Origin of the sequence: Amycolatopsis sp. lyj-108, from assembly GCF_046549005.1 — a bacterium.
Classification (GTDB): domain Bacteria; phylum Actinomycetota; class Actinomycetes; order Mycobacteriales; family Pseudonocardiaceae; genus Amycolatopsis.
In genome coordinates this window covers 92,383-115,798 of sequence record NZ_JAJPWQ010000009.1, presented here as the reverse complement: position 1 = coordinate 115,798, position 23,416 = coordinate 92,383, and the positions used below count along the sequence as shown (strand labels likewise).

The following is a 23,416-nucleotide window of genomic DNA, read 5'->3' as shown; positions in this document are numbered from 1 at the left end:
TCACCCACGAACACGACATCTTTGACCTTCTTCTCAAAAACCGGCATCAAGGCGGAGGCCGTTGCGGGTTCGGTAGCGCTGTTCGAAGTCTGCCTGGAACGCGGCGGGAACCGCGTTCAGGGGGCGGCGTTCGATGAGGTGGTCGTCGGAGACGTAGAAGTTCCGGTCGCCGAAGTCGTCCGGTTCGCCGGGGGCCGGGGTGCCCGGCGGGTAGTGCAGCACCCAGCCGGTGTCCATCCGGACGGCCTTGATCCCCTTGGTCGAGCCGCCGAGCTGTTCCCGTCGAAGGTGGTAGTGGACCATGGCGCGGGCGTTGCTCTCGCTGATCTTTCCCGGCCCCAGTCCCAATCCGGTCAGGGTGAGGGCACGGTCGGACCGGTCGACCCAGCCGTCGACCACCAGGTCGGCCGGCCGCGCGACTCGCAGCGCGGTCTGTAGCGCGGTGGTGACCTGCCGTGCCAGTTCGGTGCAGCCTTCCGGACCGCCCGCGAAGATGCTCCTGTTCCATTCAGGAAGGCCATCGGAGGGCGGCGTCCATCCGGCCGCGACCAGGTTCTCGTGGTCGGCGGGCGACATTCGCCACCGCTTGTCGATGAACTCGTTGCTCACCAGTCCCGCGTAGATATCGGTGACGAGGTCGGGGTGCTGCGGGTCCTGCTCCGCCGAGAACTGAACGAAGCGGTTGCCCTCCGCGTGCATGATCAGTTTCGCCGTCGGCGGCAACTCGTACAGCAGTTCGCCAAGGTTCACGGCGAATTCGGCCCAGTTCGGGCCTTCCGGGATGCTCACGGGTCAACTCTTCCTCGGTCGGGCAGTTCGGGGCGAACCGGCTCGGAGAGGTGACCTTGTCGAAGCACCCGCCCCGGTGCCGGCCGGGTCGTCAAAGACCCTAGTGCGTCACCGCCAAGCTCGATGCCGGAGCCGCCCCGGCATCTGGTGCATCAGGGAGCCTGGTCGAGGCCGAAAACGTCGTCGCCGAGATGGAGGCGTCCGCCCGTCGCGGCGGGTGGAAACTGAAGGAGCCTGCCGAGGCTGCGCCCGCGCCCGCCGAGCCGCCGACGAGGTTCTTGCTGACCGGCGCGATGTGGCCGGCGACCTGGCCGCGCTCCACCTGGCTGCGTCCACTTTGGACAAGCTGGGCGACGGTTCCGATTCAGTGTGGGCTATGGGCTCGCCCTCGTCGGCCCTGCCGCGTGATCCGAACGGTCACAATAACGACCAGGCGCTGGTGAGGGCGTCGCGGAGGATCTGCTCCATCTCGTCGAACTCGGCCGGTCACAGATCAGCGGCGGGCGAGCTGGATGGCCGATTCGGCCCGGTCGTCGGCACGGCAGTACAGGCCCGAGTCGAACAGGGCGGCGGAGACGTGGCCGCGCAGGATGCGTTCCGACTCCTCTGATGTGAAGGTTTCCCTGGTTCCTTTGTCCTTCACCAGTTCGATGCCGTAGAAGAAACCGGCGCCGCGGACATCGCCGACGATCGGCAGATCCCGCAGCTTGTCCAAAGTGGACCTGAAGACGGATTCGCCGCGCCGGACGTGGTCCAGCAGGCCCTCGCGTTCGATGAGGTCGAGATTGGCCAAGGCCACCGCACAGGAAACCGGGTAGCCGCCGTAGGTGGAGCCGTGCATGAACGTCGCGTCGCCTCGGTGGAAGGGCTCGGCGAGGCGGTCGCTGATCAGCACCGCGCCGAGTGGGGCGTAACCGGAGGTCAGGCCTTTGGCGGTGGTGATCATGTCCGGGGCGTAGCCGTAGCGCTCGGCCCCGACATCGGCGAACTGCTCGGCATCGACCCGAGTGCCGTGGTGTCCATCGTGGACGACCTGGCGAGGTCCGGGCTGGTCCGCCGTGAACCCCACCCCGCTGACCGGCGCAGCCGTCGCATCGTGGCCACCGAGGCGGGGCATACCCGGCTCGCCGAGCTGCGTTCGCTGGCGAAGGCGATCGACGAGGAACTGCTCGGCAACCTCAGCGCGGCGGAACGGCGCACCCTGCTCGACTTGCTGCGGCGGGTCGCCCATGACTGAAGTTCCGGCTCGGTGCCCGAGCCGGGAACGGGTTCAGGTGCCGACGGTCCGCATCCGCTCGGGCGGGCGATCCGCCTCGGCGACGTTTCGATCACGGCGGACCGGAGGTTGCCGGGCTGTGCTGCCGGGGCGATGGTGGCGGTTTCGCGTGACTGGATGGACGACTCGCGGCGGAAGCGAGGTCCGATCGTTTCAGTCCGTGGTGGATACCGGGCCGATCCGGTAGGCGAGGACGACTGCTTGTACGCGATGAACATGAAGCCAAGCCCGATGCCGAGCAACGCCAGGATCCCGGCCCGTGCCCTCGCGATCTCCGGCGTGTTTCGCCGCGCGACGTAGCGCATCACCGCCCAGTAGACGGCAGCCGCGGCGATCGCACCCACGACCGCCGGCACCGGCGACCCACCCGAGGACAGTGCCGACACCCCGCCGACACCGACAAGCGTCCAGACGAGCGGAAACCGCAAGATGCGGCCCGCTCGCCCTGGCTGGTGATCCGCAGGTGCGATCGAGCTCGTGTGCATAGTGACCTCCAGAAGAACCACGGCCGCACGGTTGGGCGACGCACTGGAAACGCCAGAAGCGCGCCGACGCCGGCGAATCACCTGCGAGCGGACGATCCGGGTAGCTCTCACGGGGCATGGGGCAGCACTGTCCCGATTCGGCGGCCACCGCCCCGCATCGTGACCGCGTGCAGCTCTTCTCGCGCGGCGACCCGGATACACCCTGCCGTCACAACGAGACGGCGTTATCCCGTAGCCGACCGGCTGTGGTGTAGTCGAGCAGCGCACCCGGATGGCCGTCATCGTCCGGCAAGGCGTCGATCACCGTGATCCCTCCCGCGGCATCGCTTTGGTGAGGCATACGGTCCCTTCCGGTCCGGCCGCCGGAATCCGGCGGTAGCCCTCACTTTCGTAGAGCTCGACGTTGCGCGTGCTTTTGGCGCCGGTGAACATCAGGACCCGCCGCGTGTCCGCGCCCGCGACGGACTCGGCGCCGCGCAGCAGCCAGCGGCCGAGTCCCCGGCCGCGCAGATCGGGCACCACGGCGAGCCTGCCGATATGCCAGTCACCGTCGACGGCACGCGCCCGCACCATCCCCAGCAGCCGCGCGTCGAGCCACACGCCTGTGACGTGCCAGTCGGCGAGCCACTCTCGCACCTCGTCGAGAGACTCGTGCAGGGCCGGGATGTCGAGGGTGTCGTTGAGCAGGGCCTCGTCCACCCAGCAGCATCGCTGCAGTACGGCCACTTCTTCGGCATCGTCCGGGGTCAGCCGTCGCACGTAGGATCCCGCGAGCGGGCCTGCGGACGTCGTGTCGCGCAGCCGCTCGCGCAGCGGCCGCAGCGCGTTGGCGACACGGACGAGTTCGTCGAACAGGGCGACGCCCGCCTCGTCCCGGGATGCGTCCGCCCGCAGTCGGCCCGCCGTCACCGCCTCGCCGATGCGGATCGCGACGGTGGCCCCGAGGGGGACCAGCCGCAGCGTGGTCACGATCTGCTTGGCGTGCTGCACCGCTCGCGTGCCCGCCGAGGTGTTGCCGTAGCTGACGAACCCGATCGGCTTCCACGCCCATTCGGCGCTCAGATAGTCCAGTGCGTTCTTCAGCGTCGCCGGCATGCCGAAGTTGTATTCCGGCATGACCGCGACGATCGCGTCCACCGAGTCGACGAGCGCGCTCCACCGCCTGGTGTGCTCCTGCCGGTAGATCCCGGAGGACGCGTGCTCCTCTTCGTCGAGGAAGGGCAGGGCGAGGTCGCCGAGCGCCACCGGCACCAGCTCGGCGCCCGGCTCCGTGGCCCGCTCGGCGACCGTGTCGAGCCACCACCGCGTCACTACCGGGCCCAGCGCCCCGGGTCGGGTGCTGCACGTCAGGACGAGGACCCGCGTCGATTTCGTTGACATGGAAACGAACCTAGATGCTAGGTTGTTTACATGTCAACGACAGTGCGCTGGCTCACCGCCGATGAAGAACGGGCATGGCGGGCTTTCCTCCGGATCACGGTCGCGGTCAAGACCGGAACAGCCCGCGACCTGGCTGAACGGGGTCTGTCCGAGGCCGACTACGAGGTACTCAGCACGCTCTCGGAGCGACCGGGGAACACCAGCAGCCTGGGGGAGCAGGCGGACAAGATGGGCTGGTCGCGCAGCAGGCTTTCCCGGCACGCGACGAGAATGGAGACGCGCGGGCTGCTGCGCCGCTCCCCGGACCCGGAAGACGGCCGGGGCTGCCTGCTGACGCTGACCGACCATGGTCTCACCGTGTTGGAAGAGGCGGCGCCCGCGCACCTCGCCTCCGTCCGGCACCACTTCATGGACCACCTCACCCCTGACCACCTGAACACTCTGGAGGACATCGCGCGCCGACTGGACGAGGCGAACAACACGCCCGGGAAGAGCTAGGAGTGTCTCACTGCCCGGAACAGCGCCTGCAGGCCCATTAACCGGCAACGCGCTCGCGACGCCCGCTCGGCGGCGTCGTCGAGTACGCGGGCCTGCTCCGCCCACGCGCCGCCACGGTGGCCGCCGTCACCCGACCCGCCAAAGGAAACGTCGCAAACGCACGACGGGCGACCGCTCCCGAGCAGGCCGATGTGGGTGAACGGCGCGTTCCTGTTGGTGGGCGCGATGAACGCGCCGTTCACGACATGCTCGGGCGAGACGTCCGGATCAGTGGTGCTTAAGTGAGGTAGAAGCCGCCGTCGTTGCGGAGGACCGTCGCCACGATCGGGAACCGGCTGCTGCCGTTCCACCAGTGGTAAACCGCGTGGTACTGGCCGTTGGCCGCCTGGAAGAAGTCCATCCCGCCTGGGCCGGGGTGGTTGCCGGGCAGGCCGCGGTATGGGTTGAGGCCCCCGGTTCCGGTGTACCCGAAGTACGGCCGCTCGGCCCCGTTCTGCCGTGGTGTGCAGCGCGTCGACGGGATCGGGCCGGTGCCGCACCTGGCGATGCCGGTCGAATACCGTGCACTGTCCCAGTTGTTGCCGGAGTAGGCCAGGTACCAGTAACCGTCGGCGGATTTGAACATCGACGGGTTCTCGATCACGTGCGTGCCGCCGCTCATCCGGGTGGTCTCCCAGCCGATGTCGGTGCTCTTCAACGCGTCCCGGCGGGTGGCCCAGTCCGCCATGCCGTTGGAATGGGTGCGCACGACCGAGATGCCGGTCTCCGGGTACGAGGTGATCGCGTCGTCCCGGTAGGCGACGTACATGGCGCTGCCCGAGACGAACGGGTTCGCGTCGATGGCCCAGCGGCCGCTGCCCGGGCACGCCCACTCGACGGGGTTGGTGAACGGCCCCCGTGCACTGCCCGAGACGGCGCGGCCGAGGCATTTCTGGCCGCTGCCCCGCTTGGACGCGGTGTAGTACATGAAGTAGGTGTCGCCGAAGCGGACGACGCCGGGCGCCCAGACGTTGCCCTCAGCCCAGCTACCGGGCCCGTTGGGCAGTGCATCGGCCGACGCGCAGGTGCCCACGCCGACGGTGTTGCCGGAGCCGTGCGCGAGCACCGGCACGAACAGTTTGCCGGTCACGCCGCACCGGGCACCGACACCGGCGCCGACCGTGGTGCCGTAAGTGACGTACGTGCCGTCCTTCGCCTGGACGGTGTCCGGGTCGGCGAGTGGGAACGTCGACTCGGCGGCCGCGGTTGAGACACCGTCGGCCGCACCGGCCGTATTGACCGCCATGACAGCGGTTGTGGCGGTCACGGCGAGCACGCCCGCCACAAGTAATCTGGTCCACTTGCGCATGCTGAATCCCTTACTGGGCAAGGAGTGGGGTCGGTCAGGAGGAGCACCCGGCCACCCACGGTCGAGGCGGCAAGCCCTGCCGCTGCGATGCCGAGCACGATTCACCGGGTGACCGGCTGCTCTCCCCGGTTACTTGTGGACGGACAAGTGCGCCAGTTGCAAACTATGTGACCCCCATCGCCAACGCGACTGAAAGCGCCGAAACTGCCGGTCGATGCGCCCGTACGGCCTATCGGTGGTGCCGTTCGACCTGCCGCGCCGCACCGGCCACCTTCGCCACGGCGGTTGGTCTGGAGTGTCCGTGAGGGCCTCCTTCCCTACTCTCAGGGTAGGGAAGGAGGCCCTCACGGACTTTTGACTCACGTCAGGCGCCTCGAACCGGACGGTCTTTTCCCAACTGATCGGATAGTCCGTCACCTCTGTTCTTAATTCACGACGATGGACAGGCGTTTCATCAGAATTTAATGGGCTGCCGATAGCGTCGCCCGAGATCGATTGTCTTGTCTTTTCGCAGGAATCGCGAGCTGATCCGAATGGAGCAGTTCGGCCGAATGCGTCACCGCTCTATCCCGTGCGCAACAGAAATCGTTGTTCTTCGCCGGGACCCGACAGCCGAATTCATGGATCCAGAGGGGGTCGAGGGCATGTCTGCCTTCGCGTGGGCTCGTCCTGTTCGTCATCGCCACAAAGCCATGGTGGTGGCGTTGTTCCTGGCGTTGGTGGCGATGGCGGTCCCGAGCGCGGGCCCGCCCGCGTCGGTGCGGGCCTCGGGCGAGGGCGGGGCGTTGACGGCTCCGGAACATCCGGAGGGGACGGCCTTCGATCCGAACCAGATCAAGGACATCAAAGCGGCTGATCCGGGGGCCGGGGTGAACCTGATCGGGCCACCGGCGGCGAACGCCATGGGCGATGCCCGGTTGTCGTATCCGCTGGAGGTGCCCAAGGGGAGAGCGGGCCTGGAGCCGAAGCTCGAGGTCAAGTACGGCTCCGGAGGTGCGAACGGCTGGCTGGGTGTCGGATGGGACGTCGCCCTGCCGTCCATCACGGTGGACACCCGCTGGGGTGTGCCGCGGTATGACGCCGGCCTGGAGACCGAGACCTATGTCCTGAACGGTGAGCAGCTCACCCCCGTCGCGCATCGGGGCGAGTTGCAGAAGCGGACGGCGGAGAAGGTGTTCCACGCCCGCGTGGAAAGCCGGTTCGACCGGATCGTGCGCCATGGCGACAACCCTGCCGGTTACTCGTGGGAGGTCACCGACAAGGCGGGCACCCGCATGCTGCTCGGCGGGACCGCCGATACGACGTTGACCGACAAGGCGGGCCGCATCGCCACCTGGGCGGTACGCGAGGTCCGTGACACCCACGACAACGTCATGCGTTACCGCCACGCCAAGGTGAACGACGGCGGGACCGCGGAATCGAAGGTGCCGGGCGGCAACCTGTATCCGCAGCGGATCACCTACACCGGCCATGGCGACGTCGAAGGCAGATACTCGGTGACGTTCCTGCGCGACAGGGACCGGGGCGAGCCGCGCCGCGCGGATGTGCAGATCGACGCCCGCGGCGGCTTCAAGAAGGTGACCGCCGACCTGCTGCGGCGGGTCGAGGTGAAGCTGGACGACCAGCTGGTACGCGCCTACGAGCTGAATTACCGGACTGGTGCGTTCGCCAAGACACTGCTCGCGTCGATCTCGCAGTTCGGTGAGGACAACCGCCTTTTCGCCACGCACTCCATGGACTACTTCGACGATGTCCGCGACAAGGACGGCAATTACCGCGGATTCGCCGAGGCCGCGAAATGGGCGGTCGCCGATGACGACCTCGGGGTGAACGTGCGCGAGGGGGAGGCGTCCGCGTTGTCGGCGAGTACGTCGGTGAGCGCGGGCGGGCACCTGTACACGGGCTACAACCCGGTCGCGCCGATCAAATCGGGCTCGGCCGGAGTGAAGATCGGTGCCAACGCCGGTGTCTCCGACGGGCTGCTCGCGCTGGCCGACGTCAACGGCGACAACCTGCCCGACAAGGTGTTCCGCAAGGGCGGCGAGGTGTGGTACCGGCCGAATCTGGCCGCACCGGGCGGGCAACCGCGCTTCGGTGACACCGCGCTCAAACTGCCGGGGCTGCCCGCCATCTCCTCGGAGTCGACGTTGTCCGGCACGATCGGCGTGGAGGCCTTCGCCGGGGTCGCGGCCCAGCTGGATCTGGTTTCCACGATCACCACGTCGGACCGCTACTTCTCCGACGTCAACGGTGACGGGATCACCGACCTGGTCAACAACGGCGGTGTGTTGTTCGGGTATCTGGACTCGAACGGTCAGCCGGCCTACAGCGAGGACAGCAGGCAGACCTCGGTCCCGGTTGGCGGGGGAGTGGCGTCGGGTGAGTTCGTCGGCGACCAGCGGGCGGCGTTCGACCGGGCGGTGGACACCGCGCCGTTGCTGGACAGCGTGCGCCGGTGGGTCGCGCCGTTCGACGGGACAGTGCGCGTCGACGGGCGGGTCCGGTTGGAAAAGGACACGTCACCGCAGCGTGCCGCCTATCAGAAGGCCGACGGGGTGCGAGTGACGATCCAGCACAAGGGCACCGAGTTGTGGTCGCAGCGGATCGGCCCGGACGACCATATGGAGTTCGCGCCGACGGGGGTCAGCGCGATCGGAGTGCGCAAGGGCGACGCGATCTACTTCCGCACACAGTCCATTTTGGACGGGATGTACGACACCGTCGCGTGGGACCCGACGATCACCTACGCCGGGGGCGCGAGTACCGATGTCAACGGGTTGAGCAACTCCGTGTTCTCCGCTTCCAAGGACTTCACCCTTTCCGGACGGCAGTCGCAGGTCACCGCGCCGGTGACCGGAACCTTGAAGCTGACCGGTGATGTGGTCAAGGACAAGGTGACCTCCGACGACGTGAGCGTGGTGATCACCCGCAACGGCAAGGACGTCCTCAACACGAAGTTGCCGGCCTCCTCGACCGGTACCACCCCGATCGACGTGAGCGTTCCGGTGACGGCGAAGGACAGCTTGTCGTGGCGCTTGCGGGCGGATTCCGCGATCGATCCGAGCGCGCTGAAGTGGGTGCCCCAGGCGCACTACACCCAGGCCGAAGGGGTGGAGACGGTTGTCGACGAGAACGGTAAGCCGACGATCGTGATCAACCCGCCGTACGACCTCGACATGTATCCGCTGTCGAATGGCGCCACCCCGCAGAAGGCTTGGACGGCGGGCCAGACCGGTCAGCTGTTCGTGCAGCCGTTCATCACCCCGATGATCATGGATACGGACAAGCACACATTCGTGTTCACGATCAAGAAGCGCGGCGGCCAGTTGCTGGGCAAGCAGGTCATCGAGATTCCCGGGGGACTGACCCCCAAGCCGACGCCGCCGCGCATGACAGTGCAGGTCACCCAGGGCGATGAACTGTTCTTCGACTTCGCCACGCAAGAGGAGAAGGCGCCCACGCTGATGAACGCGTCGGCGATGGTCGGGTTCAACCCGTTCTTCCTGCCGCAGACGTCCGCCACGGTGTCCGCGTCCGCGACGCCGGGCGCGTTCGCCCAGCCATACCGCGGGTGGGGAGTGATCGGTTACCAGGCTCAGGGTGATCGGGCGGCCAAGCCGATCGTGGAAACCGATCTGGTGCTGGACGAGAGCTTCCGTGACTCCCTGCCCGAGGCGCCCAAAGAGGAGGACGTGCCCGGGTTCAAGGCGGATCCGAAGGTGACCATGCCCAGGCTCGCGGTGCTCGTCCCGATGCCCGCCGAGGGCAGATGGGCGGGCGCGGACGAGAACACCTGGGTCGGGCCCGGCACCACCGCCAGTTCCCGGTACGGCATGGACACCATCGACGTCGTCTCCGACGCCGACGTGGCCGGGGCGAAAGGTGTGCCGCGCCGGGGGATGACCGTGCAGGTCTCCACCACACTCGGCGCCGGCCCGGTCGGCGGCAGCCTGGCGGGCGGTATCACCGCCGGCGGTGTCGACTTCCTCGATCTCAACGGGGACAGGTTCCCCGACGTCGTGGGAAGCAGCGGGATCCAGTACTCCGACATGACCGGTGGGCTCGGCGGGACCCGGGGGTCGCTGAACGGGACCGTGCGTGACACGAACTCGGTCGCGGTGTCCGTGTCCGCGGGTGCGGGCAGCCCCGCGCGGACGATGGGCACCGCTCGCGGTACCGACGCGCCTGAAGCGGACGCCGCTTCGACCACGGCCAGGGCGGGGTTGGAGATGCCCGCGCTGGGAATCGGCGGCAGCGTCGGTGGTGGTGAGTCGGCGACGTTGCGGGATCTGCTCGACATCAACGGTGACGGCCTGCCCGACAAGGTCCACGCCGACGGCAAGGTCGCGCTGAACCTGGGTTACTCGTTCGCCGAACCGGAGCCGTGGCCCGCGGGCGCGGTCAACACCGCCCAGACCGGGAACGTCGGGGTCAACCTCGGGGTCAACCTCGACAACTACGGCTTCGCGGGTGGCGTGTCGGCGACGCTGGGCGCGACGACGACCAAGGCCGGCATGGCCGACGTCAACGGGGACGGCCTGGCCGACCGCGTGTTCGCCGGCGATGCCGGGCAACCGATCTCCGTGGCGGTCAACACCGGTAGCGGTTTCGCCGCGCCCGCGCCGTTCCGCGGCGGGTTCAGCGAGGTCGCGGTCGACAAGAACGCCAACCTCGCCGGCGGTGCCTACTTCACCTTCGGCTTCCCGATGCCCTTCGGCGGCTTCCTGGTGTTCAATCCCGGCGCCGACGCCTCCACCGGCATCGGCCGCAGCGAGGTCGGCCTCCGTGACGTCAACGGCGACGGGCTGGCAGACCACGTCAAATCCACCCGTGACAACGAATTGCTCGTCGCGTCCAACCAGACAGGCCGCACCAACCTGCTCCGTACGGTGACGCGGCCGATGGGCGGGCGCGTCGATCTGGACTACACCCGCACCGGCAACACCCAGGCCATGCCCGAATCCCGCTGGGTCCTGTCCCGTACCGCGGTGTCCGACGGCCATCCCGGCGACGGAGCCGACACCCAGCTCACCACCTACCGCTACGAACACGGCAAGTACGACCGGCTCGAACGCGCATTCCACGGCTTCGGCAAGGTCGTCACCGAGCAGCGCGACCCCGGCGCGGCCGACGCGCTCTATCGCTCGACCACCGACGAGTACCGCACCGACGGCCCGTACACGGCCGGGTTGCTCGCCCGCACCCTGACCGCCGACGGCGCCGGACGGCCGCTCACCGAAACCGTCAACACCCACCGGCTCCGCGACACCACCGACGGCGGGGGCGCGGCGAAACCGGCCAGTGTGTTCCCGCAACTGACCAGAGTGGACAAGCACTTCTACGAAGGCGCCGCCGAACCCGGTAAGTCCACCCATGTCGAGATGTCCTACGACGAGTACGGGAACCTGATCCGGTCGTTCGACGCGGCCGATGACGGCGCCGCCGACGACGTGGAAACCACCTACGGCTACAGCGTGTCCGACCCGGCCTGCCGGGACCGCAACATCGTCGGTGTCGCCAACCTGGTCAAGCAACGCGGTACGGCAGGCGACGCGGTGTCGCGGCGCAGTGAATCCACAGTGGACTGCAGATCCGGGGCGATGCGGCAGATCCGCCAGTACCTCACCGACGGCGTTTCGGCCGACACCGACATGGAGTACCACCAGGACGGCAACCTGAAAGCGGTCACCAAGCCCGCCAACCGGACCGGTCAGCGCTACCGGCTGGAGTACGGCTACGACACCGTCGTCGGCGTCCACATCGAGTCCATCGTGGACAGTTTCGGGCTGCGATCGGGCGCGACCCACAACCTGAAGTACGGACAGCCGGAGCGCACCACCGACCAGAACGGCCAACAGGTACTGCGCGGCTACGACAGCGTCGGGCGGCTCGACACCGTCACCGGGCCGTACGAGATCGGGTCCGGCAAGGCCACGATCGACTTCGACTACCACCCCGAAGCCGCCGTCCCCTACGCCACCACCCGGCACCTCGACCGCGACGCCGCCGGCGTGCGCGAGGACACCATCGACACCGTGACCTTCGCCGACGGCCTCAAGCGTGTCCTGCAGACGAAGAAGGACGCCACTGTCGCGGAGAAGCCCGGTGACGAACCGGAACAGGTCATGACCGTGTCCGGGCGCATCAAGTTCGACTTCGCCGGGCGGGCGGTGGAGCAGTACCACCCGGTCACCGAACCCAAATCCGACGGAAACAGCACCTTCAACACCGCTTTCGACACGGTGACACCGACGCGCGTGTCGTTCGACGTGCTGGACCGGCCGGTCAAGACGGTCGAGCCGGATGAGGTCACCAGCACCACGGCCTACGGATTCGGACCCGACCGGGCCGGCGCGACCCGGTTCGAGACGACGGTCACCGACGGCAACGGCAAACAGAAGCGCACCTACCAGGACGTCCGCGAACTGACGACCGCGGTGAAGGAGTTCAATCCGGCCGGCGGGCAGCCGGTGATCTGGACCGGCTACGGCCACGATCCGTTCGGTCAGCTCACCACCGTGGTGGACGACAAGAACAACACCATCCGGTCCGAGTACGACACCCTCGGCCGCCGCATCGTCCTGGACAGCCCTGACGCCGGTCGCACCGAGACCCGCTACGACCTGGCGGGGAACACGACGGCGAAGACGACCGCGAACCTGAAGGCGGCGGCCAAGCAGGTCGAGTACGACTACGACCACAATCGCCTCAAAGCGGTCCGTTATCCGACCTTCCCGGCCAACAACGTCACCTACACCCACGGCGGACCAGGCGCCCCCGACAACGCCGCGGGCCGGGTCACCGAGATCCGCGACGCGGCGGGCACCGTCACGCGCGGCTTCGGCCCGCTCGGGGAAACCGTCCGCGAGACCCGCACCATCAAGATCGCCGGACAGGCGGACCGCGCTTACACCACCCAGTGGCGCTTCGACGCGTTCAACCGTGTCCTGCAGATGACCTATCCGGACACCGAGGTCCTCACCTACACCTACGACAGCGGTGGTCAAGTCGTTCGCGCCACCGGCACCAAGAACGGCACCGGCTACACGTATCTCAACCGGCTCGACTACGACAAGTTCGGCCAGAAGGTCGTGCAGGAGGCCGGTAACGGGGTGCGTACCACCTACACCTACGACCAGGCCGACCGCAGGCTCGCCACGTTGGAGTCGAAAGCGCCGGGCGGCACCGAATTCCAGAATCTCGGCTACACCTACGACAAGGTCGGCAACATCACGAAGCTGGCCAACGAGGTACCGGGGAACGGAACGATCGGCGGCCCGAGCAGCCAGACCTACGGCTATGACGACCTCTACCGGCTCACCAGCGCCAACGGTCAGTACACCACCAAGAACGACCAGCAGGACAAGTACTCTTTGGCGCTGGGATATGACTCCGTCCACAACACCACCACCAAGACCCAGCACCACGAGATCACCGGCATCCCCGCCCCGGCAGGGGTGGAGAAGGCATCGCTGAACCAGGGCACGGCGTCGCCGGTCGGAGGCGGCGGGGGAAGCCCTGCGTCGTCGGGCCCGATGTGGTCCGGCCCGATCGAGCCGGTCGAGGATCCGGCCAACCCGGCCGAGGTCCAGGACAAGACCAGCTACGACTACCGGTACGACTACGGGAGCGGGAAACCGCACGCGCCGAGCAAGGTCGGCCCGATCACCCAGGCCTACGACGCGAACGGCAATCTCACCGACACGGTGAACACCGCGGCGGGCGGAAAACGACGCCAGTACGTGTGGGACGAGGAAAACCGCCTCGCCTGCAACTCCGACGACGCCACCACGGCGGTTCCCCAGACGCCGGCGGGCTGCACCGGCGCGGCCGTCACCTACACCTACGACGCCGCCGGTGAACGCGTCATCAAGAACGGTGACGGTCGATCCCTCTATCCCAACCGCGGCTACAGCGAACGGGACGGGACCGGCTACAAGCACATCTTCATCGGCGACAACCGCCTCACCACCAAGACCGTCGCGGCCGAGGGCGTCGAGAACGCCCAGTCCTTCTTCCACGCCGACCACCTCGGCTCGTCCGGCTACGTCACCGACAACCAGGGCACCGTCACCGAACATCTCGAGTACATGCCGTTCGGGGAAACCTGGGTGGAGGAACAAGCCGGTCGCGGTGGTACTCCGTACAAGTACACCGGGAAGGAATTGGACGACGAGACCGGCCTTTACTACCACGGCGCCCGCTACTACAACCCCCGAACCCAACTTTGGGCAGGCACCGATCCCGCCCTCGCCGAATTCATGTCGGGTTCCAAGACCGCGGGAGGTATCACCGATTCACGTAACCTCGCCGTCTACACCTACACCCACAACAACCCGGTGATCTTGACCGACCCCGATGGCAGGGAGCCTCGACCGGCCATGCCGTCGCCGCCGCCGAGGCCGACGACGAACCATGAGAACGCCAACAAGGACGGATCGGGGCCGAAGAACTACGACACGTGGAAGCCCAGCTTGCTGGAGAAATCGACGCTGCAAACACTCAGGGCGCAAGCGCTGACAGGAGCCGGGGCGGCCGGTCAAACGGCGGTGATCGCGGCCGACATGTTGACGCACTTCCTCGGCAATTCCGGGAGTGATTACACCGTCAATGTCGACACGATGCTGAAACAGATCGACGGATTCCAAGCCAAGGTCGAGAGCGTGGCACTCGGGGCGGCCATGGAGGTGTGGAGTGGTTTTCCGTCCGGTCATCGAGAGTCCTTTGCCTTCGAAACCGGCTACACGAACAATTATCGAGCGGACTACAAGTCCAACCCGGACTGGTATGCCGCGCTCGGCACGTTCGACTTCCAGATCAGCGGTGTCGTCACGCCGACCAGCGACGGCGGCTACGACATCACCTATCAGGTGAGCATCTACGACTACTACAACTGGGAATCGACCGGCTGGCGCCCGTGGCGGCAGCCATCCGATCTGAATGATCTGCATCGCGCCGGGTGGGCGCAGAATTTCGATGTCATCGGAAGGTCCAGCCCGCGAACCTTCCATGTCCCGCCCTCGTGATCCGGATAGGTGAGGCACCGGCGCCTCTCTGCCGGTACCGCGTTGGGCCGGGGTCGTGGCGAGTGGCGTCCAGGTTGCCGTGAAGGGCTCCTTGAGGGACCCAGAGTCCCTCAAGGAGCCCTTCACGGCCCTCGGCTGTCGTTGCGGTGACTCCGCCATCATTTGCTGAGTCAGCGAGCTCGGTGTGCTCGGAGATCGATCCCGACCAGCTGTCGCCGGTGGACAGAGGCGGAAGGATGACCAGAGTGTCGACGGCTCCGCCGCCGTAGACGGCCATAAAGGCCTGGTAGTCGCTGGGCAGGGAGGTACCCAGGTGAGCCTCGACCGCTGCCCAGTCAACGCGCTCGTCGGCGCCGTGATCGTTGGGCATGATGCGCAGCAGCGCGTCAATGTCGGTGCGACCTGTCATCTTTCCTCCTGGTTCCGCAGGAGCCGCATCGTATCCGGCTGCACCGACAAGGCCATCGGTCGTGCGAGAAGGGGCAGGAATAGCCATGGTGCGCGCTGAACGAGGACGGTGCACGAAAGGTCGACGGCATCGACCTGTTTGAGAGCAACGAGGCATTCGCCGGCGTGCTTTTCGAACGTTCCGATACCTGGCCGCCCATCGACGGCTTCCGCCGCATCTTTCTCGGTAGGGCAATGGGGACTACGGACGTTCTCGCGAGGACCGGCATCCGTCAGGCTTGTCCTGACCCTGCTTGGCCAGGCCGTCGAGCATGAGGGTGATGAGGCCGTCGGCCTCGGTTCGCTCTCAAAACCACTGGGAATTCGGCGATGTGGGTACATTGACCGTCAAGTGTGTCGTCGCGGCCGCCAATGACTCTTATCCGTACGGTTTCGGGAACGCGCAGTTCAGCGATTGACGACCACTGGTGAGCAGCGGTTCTGCCGCCGGGAGATCTGCGGTTGTGCGGCGGCGCCTTCGGCCATCACCAGACCGGTCAGCAAGGTCGTGGTCATGATGGCTCTGTGGTGGCTCGTGAGGTCGAGGCGGCGTTTTGGAGGGCTTTGGTGAGATCGTCGGGCTCGACGCCGAGTTCTGCGCGGGCGATGTCCGGGTCGAGGACCATGGTGGTGGCGTGCAGATTGCTCCATTGCGTCGGGTCGAAACCGATGGTGAATCCGTGACGCCGTTGCCGGATGCCTTCCTTGCGGATCAGAAGGCGGATGGCGCTTGGACGGAGTTTCCAGATGCGTTTCGGAGGGTGGCCGGCAGCGGTTGCGAGGCGGGTGAAGAGGTCGGCCCAGGGGAGGTTCGCGGTGACGATCGGATAGTTGCCATTGGCGCGACGGTCCAGCGCCGCTACGGCTGCTTGCGCGACTTGGGTGACGGTGACGACGGCGGTGGTGCCAGGGTAGGCGAGTATGCCCGCGTTGCCGATGGACATGCTGTGCAGCATGGGTTCGAGAGGTGATCGCCGGCCGGGGGTCGTGCCTGCGACGTAAGGGAGTTCGAGAACGGCCACGGAGGTTTCCGCGTTGACCGCGGCGCGTGCGCGCTCGGCTTGTTCGATTCTGCTGGCGATGTACGGGCTGAGTTCAGCCAGGCGGAGTGCCGGCCGTTCGCGCTGCAGGGTGGCGTAGAAACTGCCGAGGATGACAGCGCGGTCGCACTGCGCCCGGCAGCCGGCGGTGAGCAACCTGACCACGGGGGCGACGTTGGTGTCATGGAAGAACGCGGTGATGTCGACGTTGCGCGGTGCGGCGACGGCGGCGGACGATGCGACGACGATGCCCGTGTGGCCGGCGACGATCGTGTCGAGCCGCTCGTCGGACAGATCGGTGAGGTCGCCGAGTTGGACTGTCACGGCGGCGGGGAGGTTCGTGGGTGGCGTGCGGACCAGCACCGTGACGTCGTGCCCGCGTGCCAGTAGTTCACGCACGATGTGCTGTCCGATGAAGCCGGTTCCGCCTACTGCCAGGACCTTCATGGGGCTGTCCTTTCATCGGCTGAGAGGTCCGGAGCGGGACTTCCCGATGCTGATCGACCTGTATCTGCAGGGCCGGTTGCCGCTGGAGCGGTTCGTGACCGAGCGGATCCCGCTCGACGGGGTCGAACCAGCTGTGGCGATCACTGCGGTGGCCGGTACTTCCGGGTGAACCGGACACCGTTGAAGGTGTGGGTGCAGCACGGGCAGGCCGGCTCCAGGTCGCAGGCACCCAGTTCGGGGTTGACGACCTGCAACCGGTTGTCGTCGTCCACGTAGAGGCCGCTGTAGTAACTGGCTTCGCCGAGCCGCACGTATTCGCGTCGTTCGTGCGGCTGCCGAGCGACCAGCCAATGGATCGGGTCGGCGGAGTCGAGCCGGGCGGCGGCCTCGTCGCGCACCTCGTCCCAGTCCGCGCCGATCTTGCCCAGCAGGAACCGGAACAACGGCGTGTAGTCCAGGCCCCGGCGTTCCCGCCGTCTCATGGACCCGCGCGTCAGGTCGGAGCCGCGTTCGGTTTTCGTGTTGCGCTGGTGCCGGTAGTCCCCGCCGTGGTCGTGGTGGACGGACCTGGCCCGGGTGTTCACGCGGCGGTACAGCGGCTCCTTCACCACTCCAGCCTGCCACATGGTGCTCCTCGTCACCGGCTGTCGGAGTTCAGGTCGGTGCCCCGGGTTTCGGTGCTGAGGAGCAGTGCGACGAGGGTGACGGCGATTGTGCCGACGAGGTACAGCACGACCGCCGTGGGGCCCTGTTTTTCGGCCAGCCACACGGCGATGAGGGGCGCGGGCGCGCCGGCGATGATCGAAGAGCCTTGGAACACCAGGGAAGCACCGGCGAAACGGCGTCGGGTCGGGAAGAGTTCGGCGATCCAGGCGGCTTCCGGTCCGGCCAGGAGTCCGTGCAGTGCCGCGCCGACACCGACGCCGAGATAGAGCAGAGGCAGATTGTCGGCTTGGACGACGGCGAAGAAGACCGGTGCCCACACCGCGAGGCCCGCCGCCGGGACCAGCATGGCGATACGCCGTCCGACGAGGTCCGACCAGTAGCCGCCGGCCAGCATCCCCGCGAACTGCAGCAGTGACCCGACGGCCACCGCGAGGAGGACGTCGGGCTTGTCGTAGCCGAAGGTCTTCGTGGCATAGGCGACCACGAAGACGGTGTAGACGTAGAAGGCCACGTTCTCGCCCAGCCGCACGCCGAGACCGCGGAGGACGGGACCGGGGTGGGCGAGTGTCTCGAGGATGCTCGACCGCTCCCGGACGGCGTCCGCGGATGCCGTGGCCCGTGCCTGCGCCTCCTGGAACACCGGCGACTCGTCGATGCGCCGCCGGATCCAGAAGCCGATGACCAGAAGCGGGATCGCGAACAGGAAACCGACGCGCCACCCCCATTGGTCGAAGGCGTTTTCGGGCAGTACCAAGGCGATCCCGCCGACCACGGCCGTGGCCAGCACCGTGCCCAGCGGCGCTCCCGCCTGCGGCCACGCCGACCAGAAGCCGCGCCGCTTCGGGCTTCCGTACTCGCTGACCATCAGCACCGCCGCGCCGAACTCGCCGCCGAGGGCGAAACCCTGGATCAGCCTCAGCACGACCAGCGAGATCGTCGCCCCGATGCCGGCCTGAGCGTAGGTGGGGAGCAGCCCGATCGCGGAGGTCGACAGCCCGAGCAGCAGGAAAGTGGTCACCAGCATGGGTTTGCGGCCGAGTCGATCGCCGAGATGCCCGAAGACGATGCCGCCGATCGGGCGCGCGACGAAACCGAGTCCCTGCGTCGCCAGCGCGAGCAGCAACTGGGCGAACCCGTCGCCACCGGGGAAGAACAGCGGGCCGAGCACGGTGGCCGCCAGGATTCCGTAGAGCGCGAAGTCGTACCACTCCAGCACCGCGCCGGCGGTACTGCCCGCCAGTACCCGCCTGAACGCCGACCGGCTGACACCGGACCTCGGACCGGCCGTTTCGTGCGAGGCGGGCACGTTCGTCACTTTCGCTCCTCGTCGAGTCGGCCGGAAAAACGCACGGCGTCCGATATGCGGACATAGTGGATCGCCTATCGGACACGTTGGAAGATAGACCGCGGTGGCGGGATCGCGCAAACAAAAAAGGGACCGGGGGCGCTGTCCCCGGCATGAGCGGGTGACCGCCGATAGGCTCCCGGAATGAGGGTGAGGCGGCAGAGCTTCCCGAATCGGTGATGCTCGAGCTGCGCGGCCTCACCGCCGGACCGTTGGGGAATGTGGCGTCGTACGCCGACGACATGTTCGGCTACATCCGCGAACGCATCCCGGAGGCCGCCATCGAGCACGCTCGCGCCATGGCGGCGCGCGGCTACAGCGTCGCGGATGACGGTTCTGCCCCTTCGAGACCTCGGCCATGGCACGGGCCGGGCGGTGCGGCGCCCGGCCCGTGCGTGCCGTCAGGCCAGGCGGACCTGGAAGACGGCGACCCGGGCGTCATGCCCGTCCACGCGCATGTCCACGGTCTTGGTGTCGATGAACTGCTCCTGGACGACGCCGTTGCCTGCCAGCCAGTTGATGCGGTCGATCCCGGTGCCGAAGCACCGGCGCTCCGTGTCCAGGCTGGTGGCCCTGTAGTAGTTCGGGTTGTTGGTATCCGCGGTCCAGAAGACCAGGCGCCCGACGTTGTGGTGCGCGAGCACGCGACTGGCGTGGATTCTCTTGTGCTCGTTCCACTCGTCGCGCAGGTCGGTGCGCTGGTCGCCGTTGTACGCATTCGCGATGTAGTGCGAGTTGATCAGCGCGAACTGGAGCGTCGGGTGGCTCTGGTGACGCACCACGACCTCGTTGATCCAGCGCGGCGGGGTCACCCCGGTGATGCCGCCGTGCACATACGTGGTCTTCGCGCTCGCCACCTCCCACGGCTGCGGGATCGAGATCGGGACCCGGAACGACGAGTTGTGCCGCAGGAACGCGTTGTTGTACAGGGGCCCGAAGTAGTGGTCGATCATCGCGGGCTCACCGGTGTCGCCCTCGTTGATCTCCTGCCAGCCGACCAGAGGCCGCACCAGGGGGTCACAGTTGCGGACGGCGTCGATCGCGGCCTCGCGCGCCCCGAGGTTGTCGCGGCCGATGTTGGCGGTGACGATCGGCAGCCGGATCCATCCCGTCGCGGCGGAAGCCGTGCCGGCACCGGCGGCCATGATGCCGAGCGCGGCACCACCACCGAGAGCGAGCGCCTTGCGTCTGTTGAGCATTCCGGACACAGCAGATTCCCTTCTCGCGCTGTCACTGCGGGACACAGCCCGTCAAAGTGTCACAGAATGCGGTGCGGTTGTGACCCCCGCGCGCCAAAACTGCCGGTTGCCGGTCAGCCCGGATACGGTGCTGCGGTGGCATCGCGAACGCCCGCCACACCGACAGAATGCTGATCAGCAACGAACGCCACACCATCGCGGTGCTCGATGAGTGACCAACGAATGCCACGCGCAGCCTCCGGGCGATGAGTGTATCGAGTGGACACCCAGGATCCGTTCGAATCGCTCAGAAAACGACGAGAGCTACGTCCGGCAAGCCGGTTCCGACCACGAGGGATTCTTCCGAGGCCGGCAAGAGCACGTCCTCCCTGAGTTCCACTGACAGGTGCGTCGCCGGAGCAGATGATGTGTGCAGGCAGCCATGGGAGAAGTGTCAGTGCGACCAGGTGACGATGGTGATGAACTCGTCGGCCGCGACTGCGAACCGGGTGCCGTCCTGGTGCACGGCCACGGCGGGCTGATGCTCGGGCCCCCAGCCGATACCGTCAGTGCGCTCCCCGGTCGCCAGGTGCGGCCACGCTTCGAGCACGGCGCCGGTCGCGGGGTCGACGAGTTTCGGGTGCCCGTAGAGGCTTAGCAGGTACTTCCCGAATCGGTGGAGGGTGCCGAGATGACCTTGGACGGGCACTTTGCTCTCCCAGGTGCCCGTCCGCATGGACCACACGCCGAGGTCGCCTGGGCAGAGCTGCTGCGGTTCGCGGCCGCCGGTGCCGGGTTCGGCGCAAAACGCGACGCGATCGTCGTCAAGCCAGCATGCCGACTCGAGCTCTCCCTGAAAGAGCCCGCTCGGGAGTACGCCGTTCGTGTCGAGTGAGGCCGGATCCGTCAGTGCGAGCCGGAGATCGTAGGCCTGGGGGACTTTGAAAGGGTGCCAGATCCAACCCGCGCTGAGCAGCCACCGGTCGCCGGGGCTGACGGCCAGCCGGGAGTGGTAGTAGTCGTCCGCCGCACCGTCGCGAGCGGTCAGGCGCTCCCCGGTCTCGGCTTGCTCGATTTCGAGCCTGCCGCGATGTTCGGGGCAGGAGATGAGGGCTTCCCGCCCGTTCGGAAGCGTCGTGAAGGCGACGGGGAAGAGGAAGGCGCCGGGATCGTCGTCATCGCGGGTGACTTCGCGGACGGGCTCGCCCCGGTCGAGCAGCTGGGCATCCAGCCCGTACTCGCTGTAGACGACCTGGTAACGCCCGGACGGTGACACGGCCGCGCCGTCGTAGGGGGCTGGGAAGGGATACTGAGGACTCTCACCCACGGGGCCGTCCGGATACCAGGTGTAGCCGCTCACCCAGTCGGCGAGGCCGTCGCCGTGCCAGGTCAGTGTCTTCGGCGCCCGGCCGGTCGTCGGCCATTTCACTTCGCTTTTCATCGCGTCTCGTATGGTGACAGCCTGCCGCGGAAGCCGCGCGCGAATTTCGGCGACGCCGGTGTCGCGCTGCTCGAACAGTCCGGGACGCGCCGACCGACGCCGCAACGACCGGCAACGCCGTCCGCCCGGCCAAGCGATGCGGGCTCCACTCCATCCAGCGCCTGCTTACGGGTCGGATGTTTGAAAGACTATTTCATGGGTATATGACACTGTTTGCGCAGGTCGCATTTCGGCTCAGTCTTTTTGTCACGTGCTGTTCAGGTGAATTTCGCGGCGAGGTCGAATTCATGATCTTTCTTCGATGTGTCCGCTTCCTGAGCCGACCGTGGCGGTGAGATACCTCAGGTGGAGCCAGGTTTCAAGGTTGACCGGACCACGGTTCCACGGCATGGAATTGACAGATCGCCAATTTTCGGCGACGCGCTCGAATTGCGATCTTGGCAATTCTGTGCTTTTGATTGCGAGCCGATATGATCTCCGATTGTTTTCGGATTGGTCCACTTGGTGGTGTCGAAATCGGAGCCAGGTTGGCAACGTGTGAGGCGTCTCTTGGCGAGAATGATGCGCGGCGACCTTCTCGGGACGCCACAGCGGTCATTGGTACGTGCGATCTACTCCTGTGGCAGTTGAAGTGTTCGGAAGGTCTGTTCAGTGTTTTCGTCAGTGGCAGATTCGTGTGTTCCCGCGACGTCCGGAAGGCAGTCGGTCCGCCCCATCCCGCCAGGCAGGCTGGCCGGGGTCCTCAGCTCTCTGATCCAGCGGCACCAGGTGCGGGGAGCCCAGCTCGCGGTGTGGCACCGCGACGAACTCTCGGTGGCCGAAGCCGGTGTGGAAGACGGTGACCGCCCGATGAGGCCGGATTCGACGGTGCCCGTCGGGTCCATCACCAAGGCCTTCACCGCGACGCTCGCGATGCTCCTGGTGGCCGACGGCGATCTCGAGCTCGACACGCCCATCGGCGACTTTCTCCCGGAGCTGCGCGACAGCGAGCTCGGCGGCCTGCTGACCCTCCGGCAGTTGCTCGGGCACACCAGCGGCCTGCCCTCCGACCCCGCCGAACACTGCTCCAGCCGTCGCGACCTGCTTGGCTGGCTGCGCCCGGACCTGCTGGTCTGCGCCCCTTCCACCGCCTTCTCCTATTCCAGCGTCGGCTACGCGCTCGTCGGCATGCTCATCGAAGAAGCGACCGGCATGCCGTGGCAGGAGGCCCTCGAAACGATTTTGATCCGCCCGCTGGGCATGGACGCCGCCTTCATCGGCTGCGCGGGCCGGGAGCCGAGCGCCAAAGGACACGCCGGTCGTCCCGGAGCCCGGCCCCGGGTGGTCGAGCAGATGCTGGCCCCGGTGCTCGCTCCCGTCGGCGCCCTGGCGTTGAGCGCCCGTGAACTGATCAAGTTCGGGCAAGTTCATCTGGGCAATCCCTGTCTGCTCGACGAGGCGACCGCGAGGGAGATGTACGCCCCCGGCGACGCCGAACCCTTCGGCCTCGCCGACGGCTGGGGGCTGGGCCTGTCGCGTTTCCAGGGGAAGCGCACCACCTGGCTGGGCCACGACGGCACGGCCGACGGAACATCGTGTCACCTGCGCATCGACGGCGAAGGACAGACCGTCGTCGCGCTGACCACCAACGCCGTCGGAGGAGCGGCGCTGTGGTCCGCGGTACTGCGGGAGCTGCGCGCGCTCGGCCTGGACATCCCGGACTACCGGGCGCGCGGTGAGCGTGCCCGGCGGGTCACCATGCCGGACGAGAGCCGCGGCGGCTATCGCAACGGGGAGCTGGAGTACGTCGTGGAGACCGACACCGAGGGCGTCGTATGCCTCACGGTGGACGGTGAGGTCCACCGCGACCTGGCCCTCTACGACTGCGGGACGATGTCGGTCCCGGACCCCGCCACCGGACTGCGGGCCGACTGCGGCCGCATCGTCCGCGATCCCCGCACCGGACGCGTCACCGCCTTGCAGGTCGGTGGCCGTCTCGCCGAGCGGGTGAGTCACTGAAGGCGGTCGCACCGCCATACGGCCCGAGAGGCCTGTCTTCTTCCCCTCTGTC

General features: G+C 67.3%; 14 protein-coding genes and 1 pseudogene. 6 read left to right on the top strand and 9 right to left on the bottom strand.

Annotated features, from left to right (window positions below; translation table 11 throughout):
- Positions 1 to 33: 33 nt before the first annotated feature.
- Together ACLJO0_RS29475 and ACLJO0_RS29470 are read right to left on the bottom strand one after the other, a co-directional pair.
- Positions 34 to 789 carry a TY-Chap domain-containing protein gene (locus ACLJO0_RS29475; protein WP_410581924.1) on the bottom strand — a complete coding sequence of 252 codons (756 nt, stop codon included), beginning with the start codon at positions 787 to 789 and terminating at the stop codon, positions 34 to 36.
- Between the two features lie 417 nt (positions 790 to 1,206).
- Positions 1,207 to 1,771, bottom strand: a pseudogene (locus tag ACLJO0_RS29470) (aminotransferase class III-fold pyridoxal phosphate-dependent enzyme); the annotation flags it as partial.
- A 42-nt stretch (positions 1,772 to 1,813) separates the two neighbouring features.
- Between ACLJO0_RS29470 and ACLJO0_RS29465 the strand changes: the two are divergent.
- Positions 1,814 to 2,026 (top strand): hypothetical protein, encoded by a 213-nt coding sequence (locus ACLJO0_RS29465; RefSeq protein ID WP_410581923.1) that lies wholly within the window; start codon positions 1,814 to 1,816, stop codon positions 2,024 to 2,026.
- Between the two features lie 824 nt (positions 2,027 to 2,850).
- Here the strand turns inward: ACLJO0_RS29465 and ACLJO0_RS29460 are convergent.
- Positions 2,851 to 3,930 carry a GNAT family N-acetyltransferase gene (locus ACLJO0_RS29460; protein ID WP_410581922.1) on the bottom strand — a complete coding sequence of 360 codons (1,080 nt, stop codon included), beginning with the start codon at positions 3,928 to 3,930 and terminating at the stop codon, positions 2,851 to 2,853.
- Between the two features lie 30 nt (positions 3,931 to 3,960).
- Here ACLJO0_RS29460 and ACLJO0_RS29455 point away from each other — a divergent pair, with 30 nt between their 5' ends.
- Positions 3,961 to 4,428, top strand: a complete 468-nt coding sequence (locus tag ACLJO0_RS29455) for a MarR family winged helix-turn-helix transcriptional regulator (RefSeq protein WP_410581920.1) — start codon at positions 3,961 to 3,963, stop codon at positions 4,426 to 4,428.
- Positions 4,429 to 4,705: 277 nt separating this feature from the next.
- On the opposite strand, the gene ACLJO0_RS29450 is transcribed toward ACLJO0_RS29455, so the two are convergent.
- Positions 4,706 to 5,776, bottom strand: a complete 1,071-nt coding sequence (locus ACLJO0_RS29450; protein WP_410581918.1) for a family 43 glycosylhydrolase — start codon at positions 5,774 to 5,776, stop codon at positions 4,706 to 4,708.
- A gap of 644 nt (positions 5,777 to 6,420) precedes the next feature.
- On the opposite strand from ACLJO0_RS29450, the gene ACLJO0_RS29445 reads away from it, so the two are divergent.
- Positions 6,421 to 14,802, top strand: coding sequence for a SpvB/TcaC N-terminal domain-containing protein (locus ACLJO0_RS29445; protein ID WP_410581916.1), 8,382 nt, complete (start codon positions 6,421 to 6,423; stop codon positions 14,800 to 14,802).
- A 313-nt stretch (positions 14,803 to 15,115) separates the two neighbouring features.
- Positions 15,116 to 15,310, top strand: a complete 195-nt coding sequence (locus ACLJO0_RS29440) for a hypothetical protein (protein ID WP_410581914.1) — start codon at positions 15,116 to 15,118, stop codon at positions 15,308 to 15,310.
- 451 nt (positions 15,311 to 15,761) lie between these two features.
- Here ACLJO0_RS29440 and ACLJO0_RS29435 read toward each other — a convergent pair whose 3' ends face one another.
- Entirely contained in the window at positions 15,762 to 16,736 is a 975-nt protein-coding gene (locus ACLJO0_RS29435) for an NAD-dependent epimerase/dehydratase family protein (RefSeq protein ID WP_410581913.1), read from the bottom strand.
- A gap of 46 nt (positions 16,737 to 16,782) precedes the next feature.
- On the opposite strand from ACLJO0_RS29435, the gene ACLJO0_RS29430 reads away from it, so the two are divergent.
- Complete coding sequence (locus ACLJO0_RS29430) at positions 16,783 to 16,905, top strand: hypothetical protein (RefSeq protein WP_410582249.1); 123 nt, start codon at positions 16,783 to 16,785, stop codon at positions 16,903 to 16,905.
- On the opposite strand, the gene ACLJO0_RS29425 is transcribed toward ACLJO0_RS29430, so the two are convergent.
- From ACLJO0_RS29425 to ACLJO0_RS29410, 4 genes are all read right to left on the bottom strand, one after another.
- A complete protein-coding gene (locus tag ACLJO0_RS29425; RefSeq protein ID WP_410581911.1) occupies positions 16,877 to 17,362 on the bottom strand; it encodes a hypothetical protein in 486 nt (161 codons plus the stop codon). The two genes, ACLJO0_RS29430 and ACLJO0_RS29425, sit on opposite strands and share 29 nt — an antisense overlap.
- A gap of 11 nt (positions 17,363 to 17,373) precedes the next feature.
- Complete coding sequence (locus ACLJO0_RS29420; protein ID WP_410581909.1) at positions 17,374 to 18,717, bottom strand: MFS transporter; 1,344 nt, start codon at positions 18,715 to 18,717, stop codon at positions 17,374 to 17,376.
- 431 nt (positions 18,718 to 19,148) lie between these two features.
- Complete coding sequence (locus tag ACLJO0_RS29415) at positions 19,149 to 19,946, bottom strand: hypothetical protein (protein ID WP_410581908.1); 798 nt, start codon at positions 19,944 to 19,946, stop codon at positions 19,149 to 19,151.
- Between the two features lie 433 nt (positions 19,947 to 20,379).
- Complete coding sequence (locus tag ACLJO0_RS29410; protein WP_410581906.1) at positions 20,380 to 21,366, bottom strand: hypothetical protein; 987 nt, start codon at positions 21,364 to 21,366, stop codon at positions 20,380 to 20,382.
- A 663-nt stretch (positions 21,367 to 22,029) separates the two neighbouring features.
- Between ACLJO0_RS29410 and ACLJO0_RS29405 the strand changes: the two genes are divergently transcribed.
- Complete coding sequence (locus tag ACLJO0_RS29405) at positions 22,030 to 23,364, top strand: serine hydrolase domain-containing protein (protein WP_410581904.1); 1,335 nt, start codon at positions 22,030 to 22,032, stop codon at positions 23,362 to 23,364.
- Positions 23,365 to 23,416 lie beyond the last annotated feature (52 nt).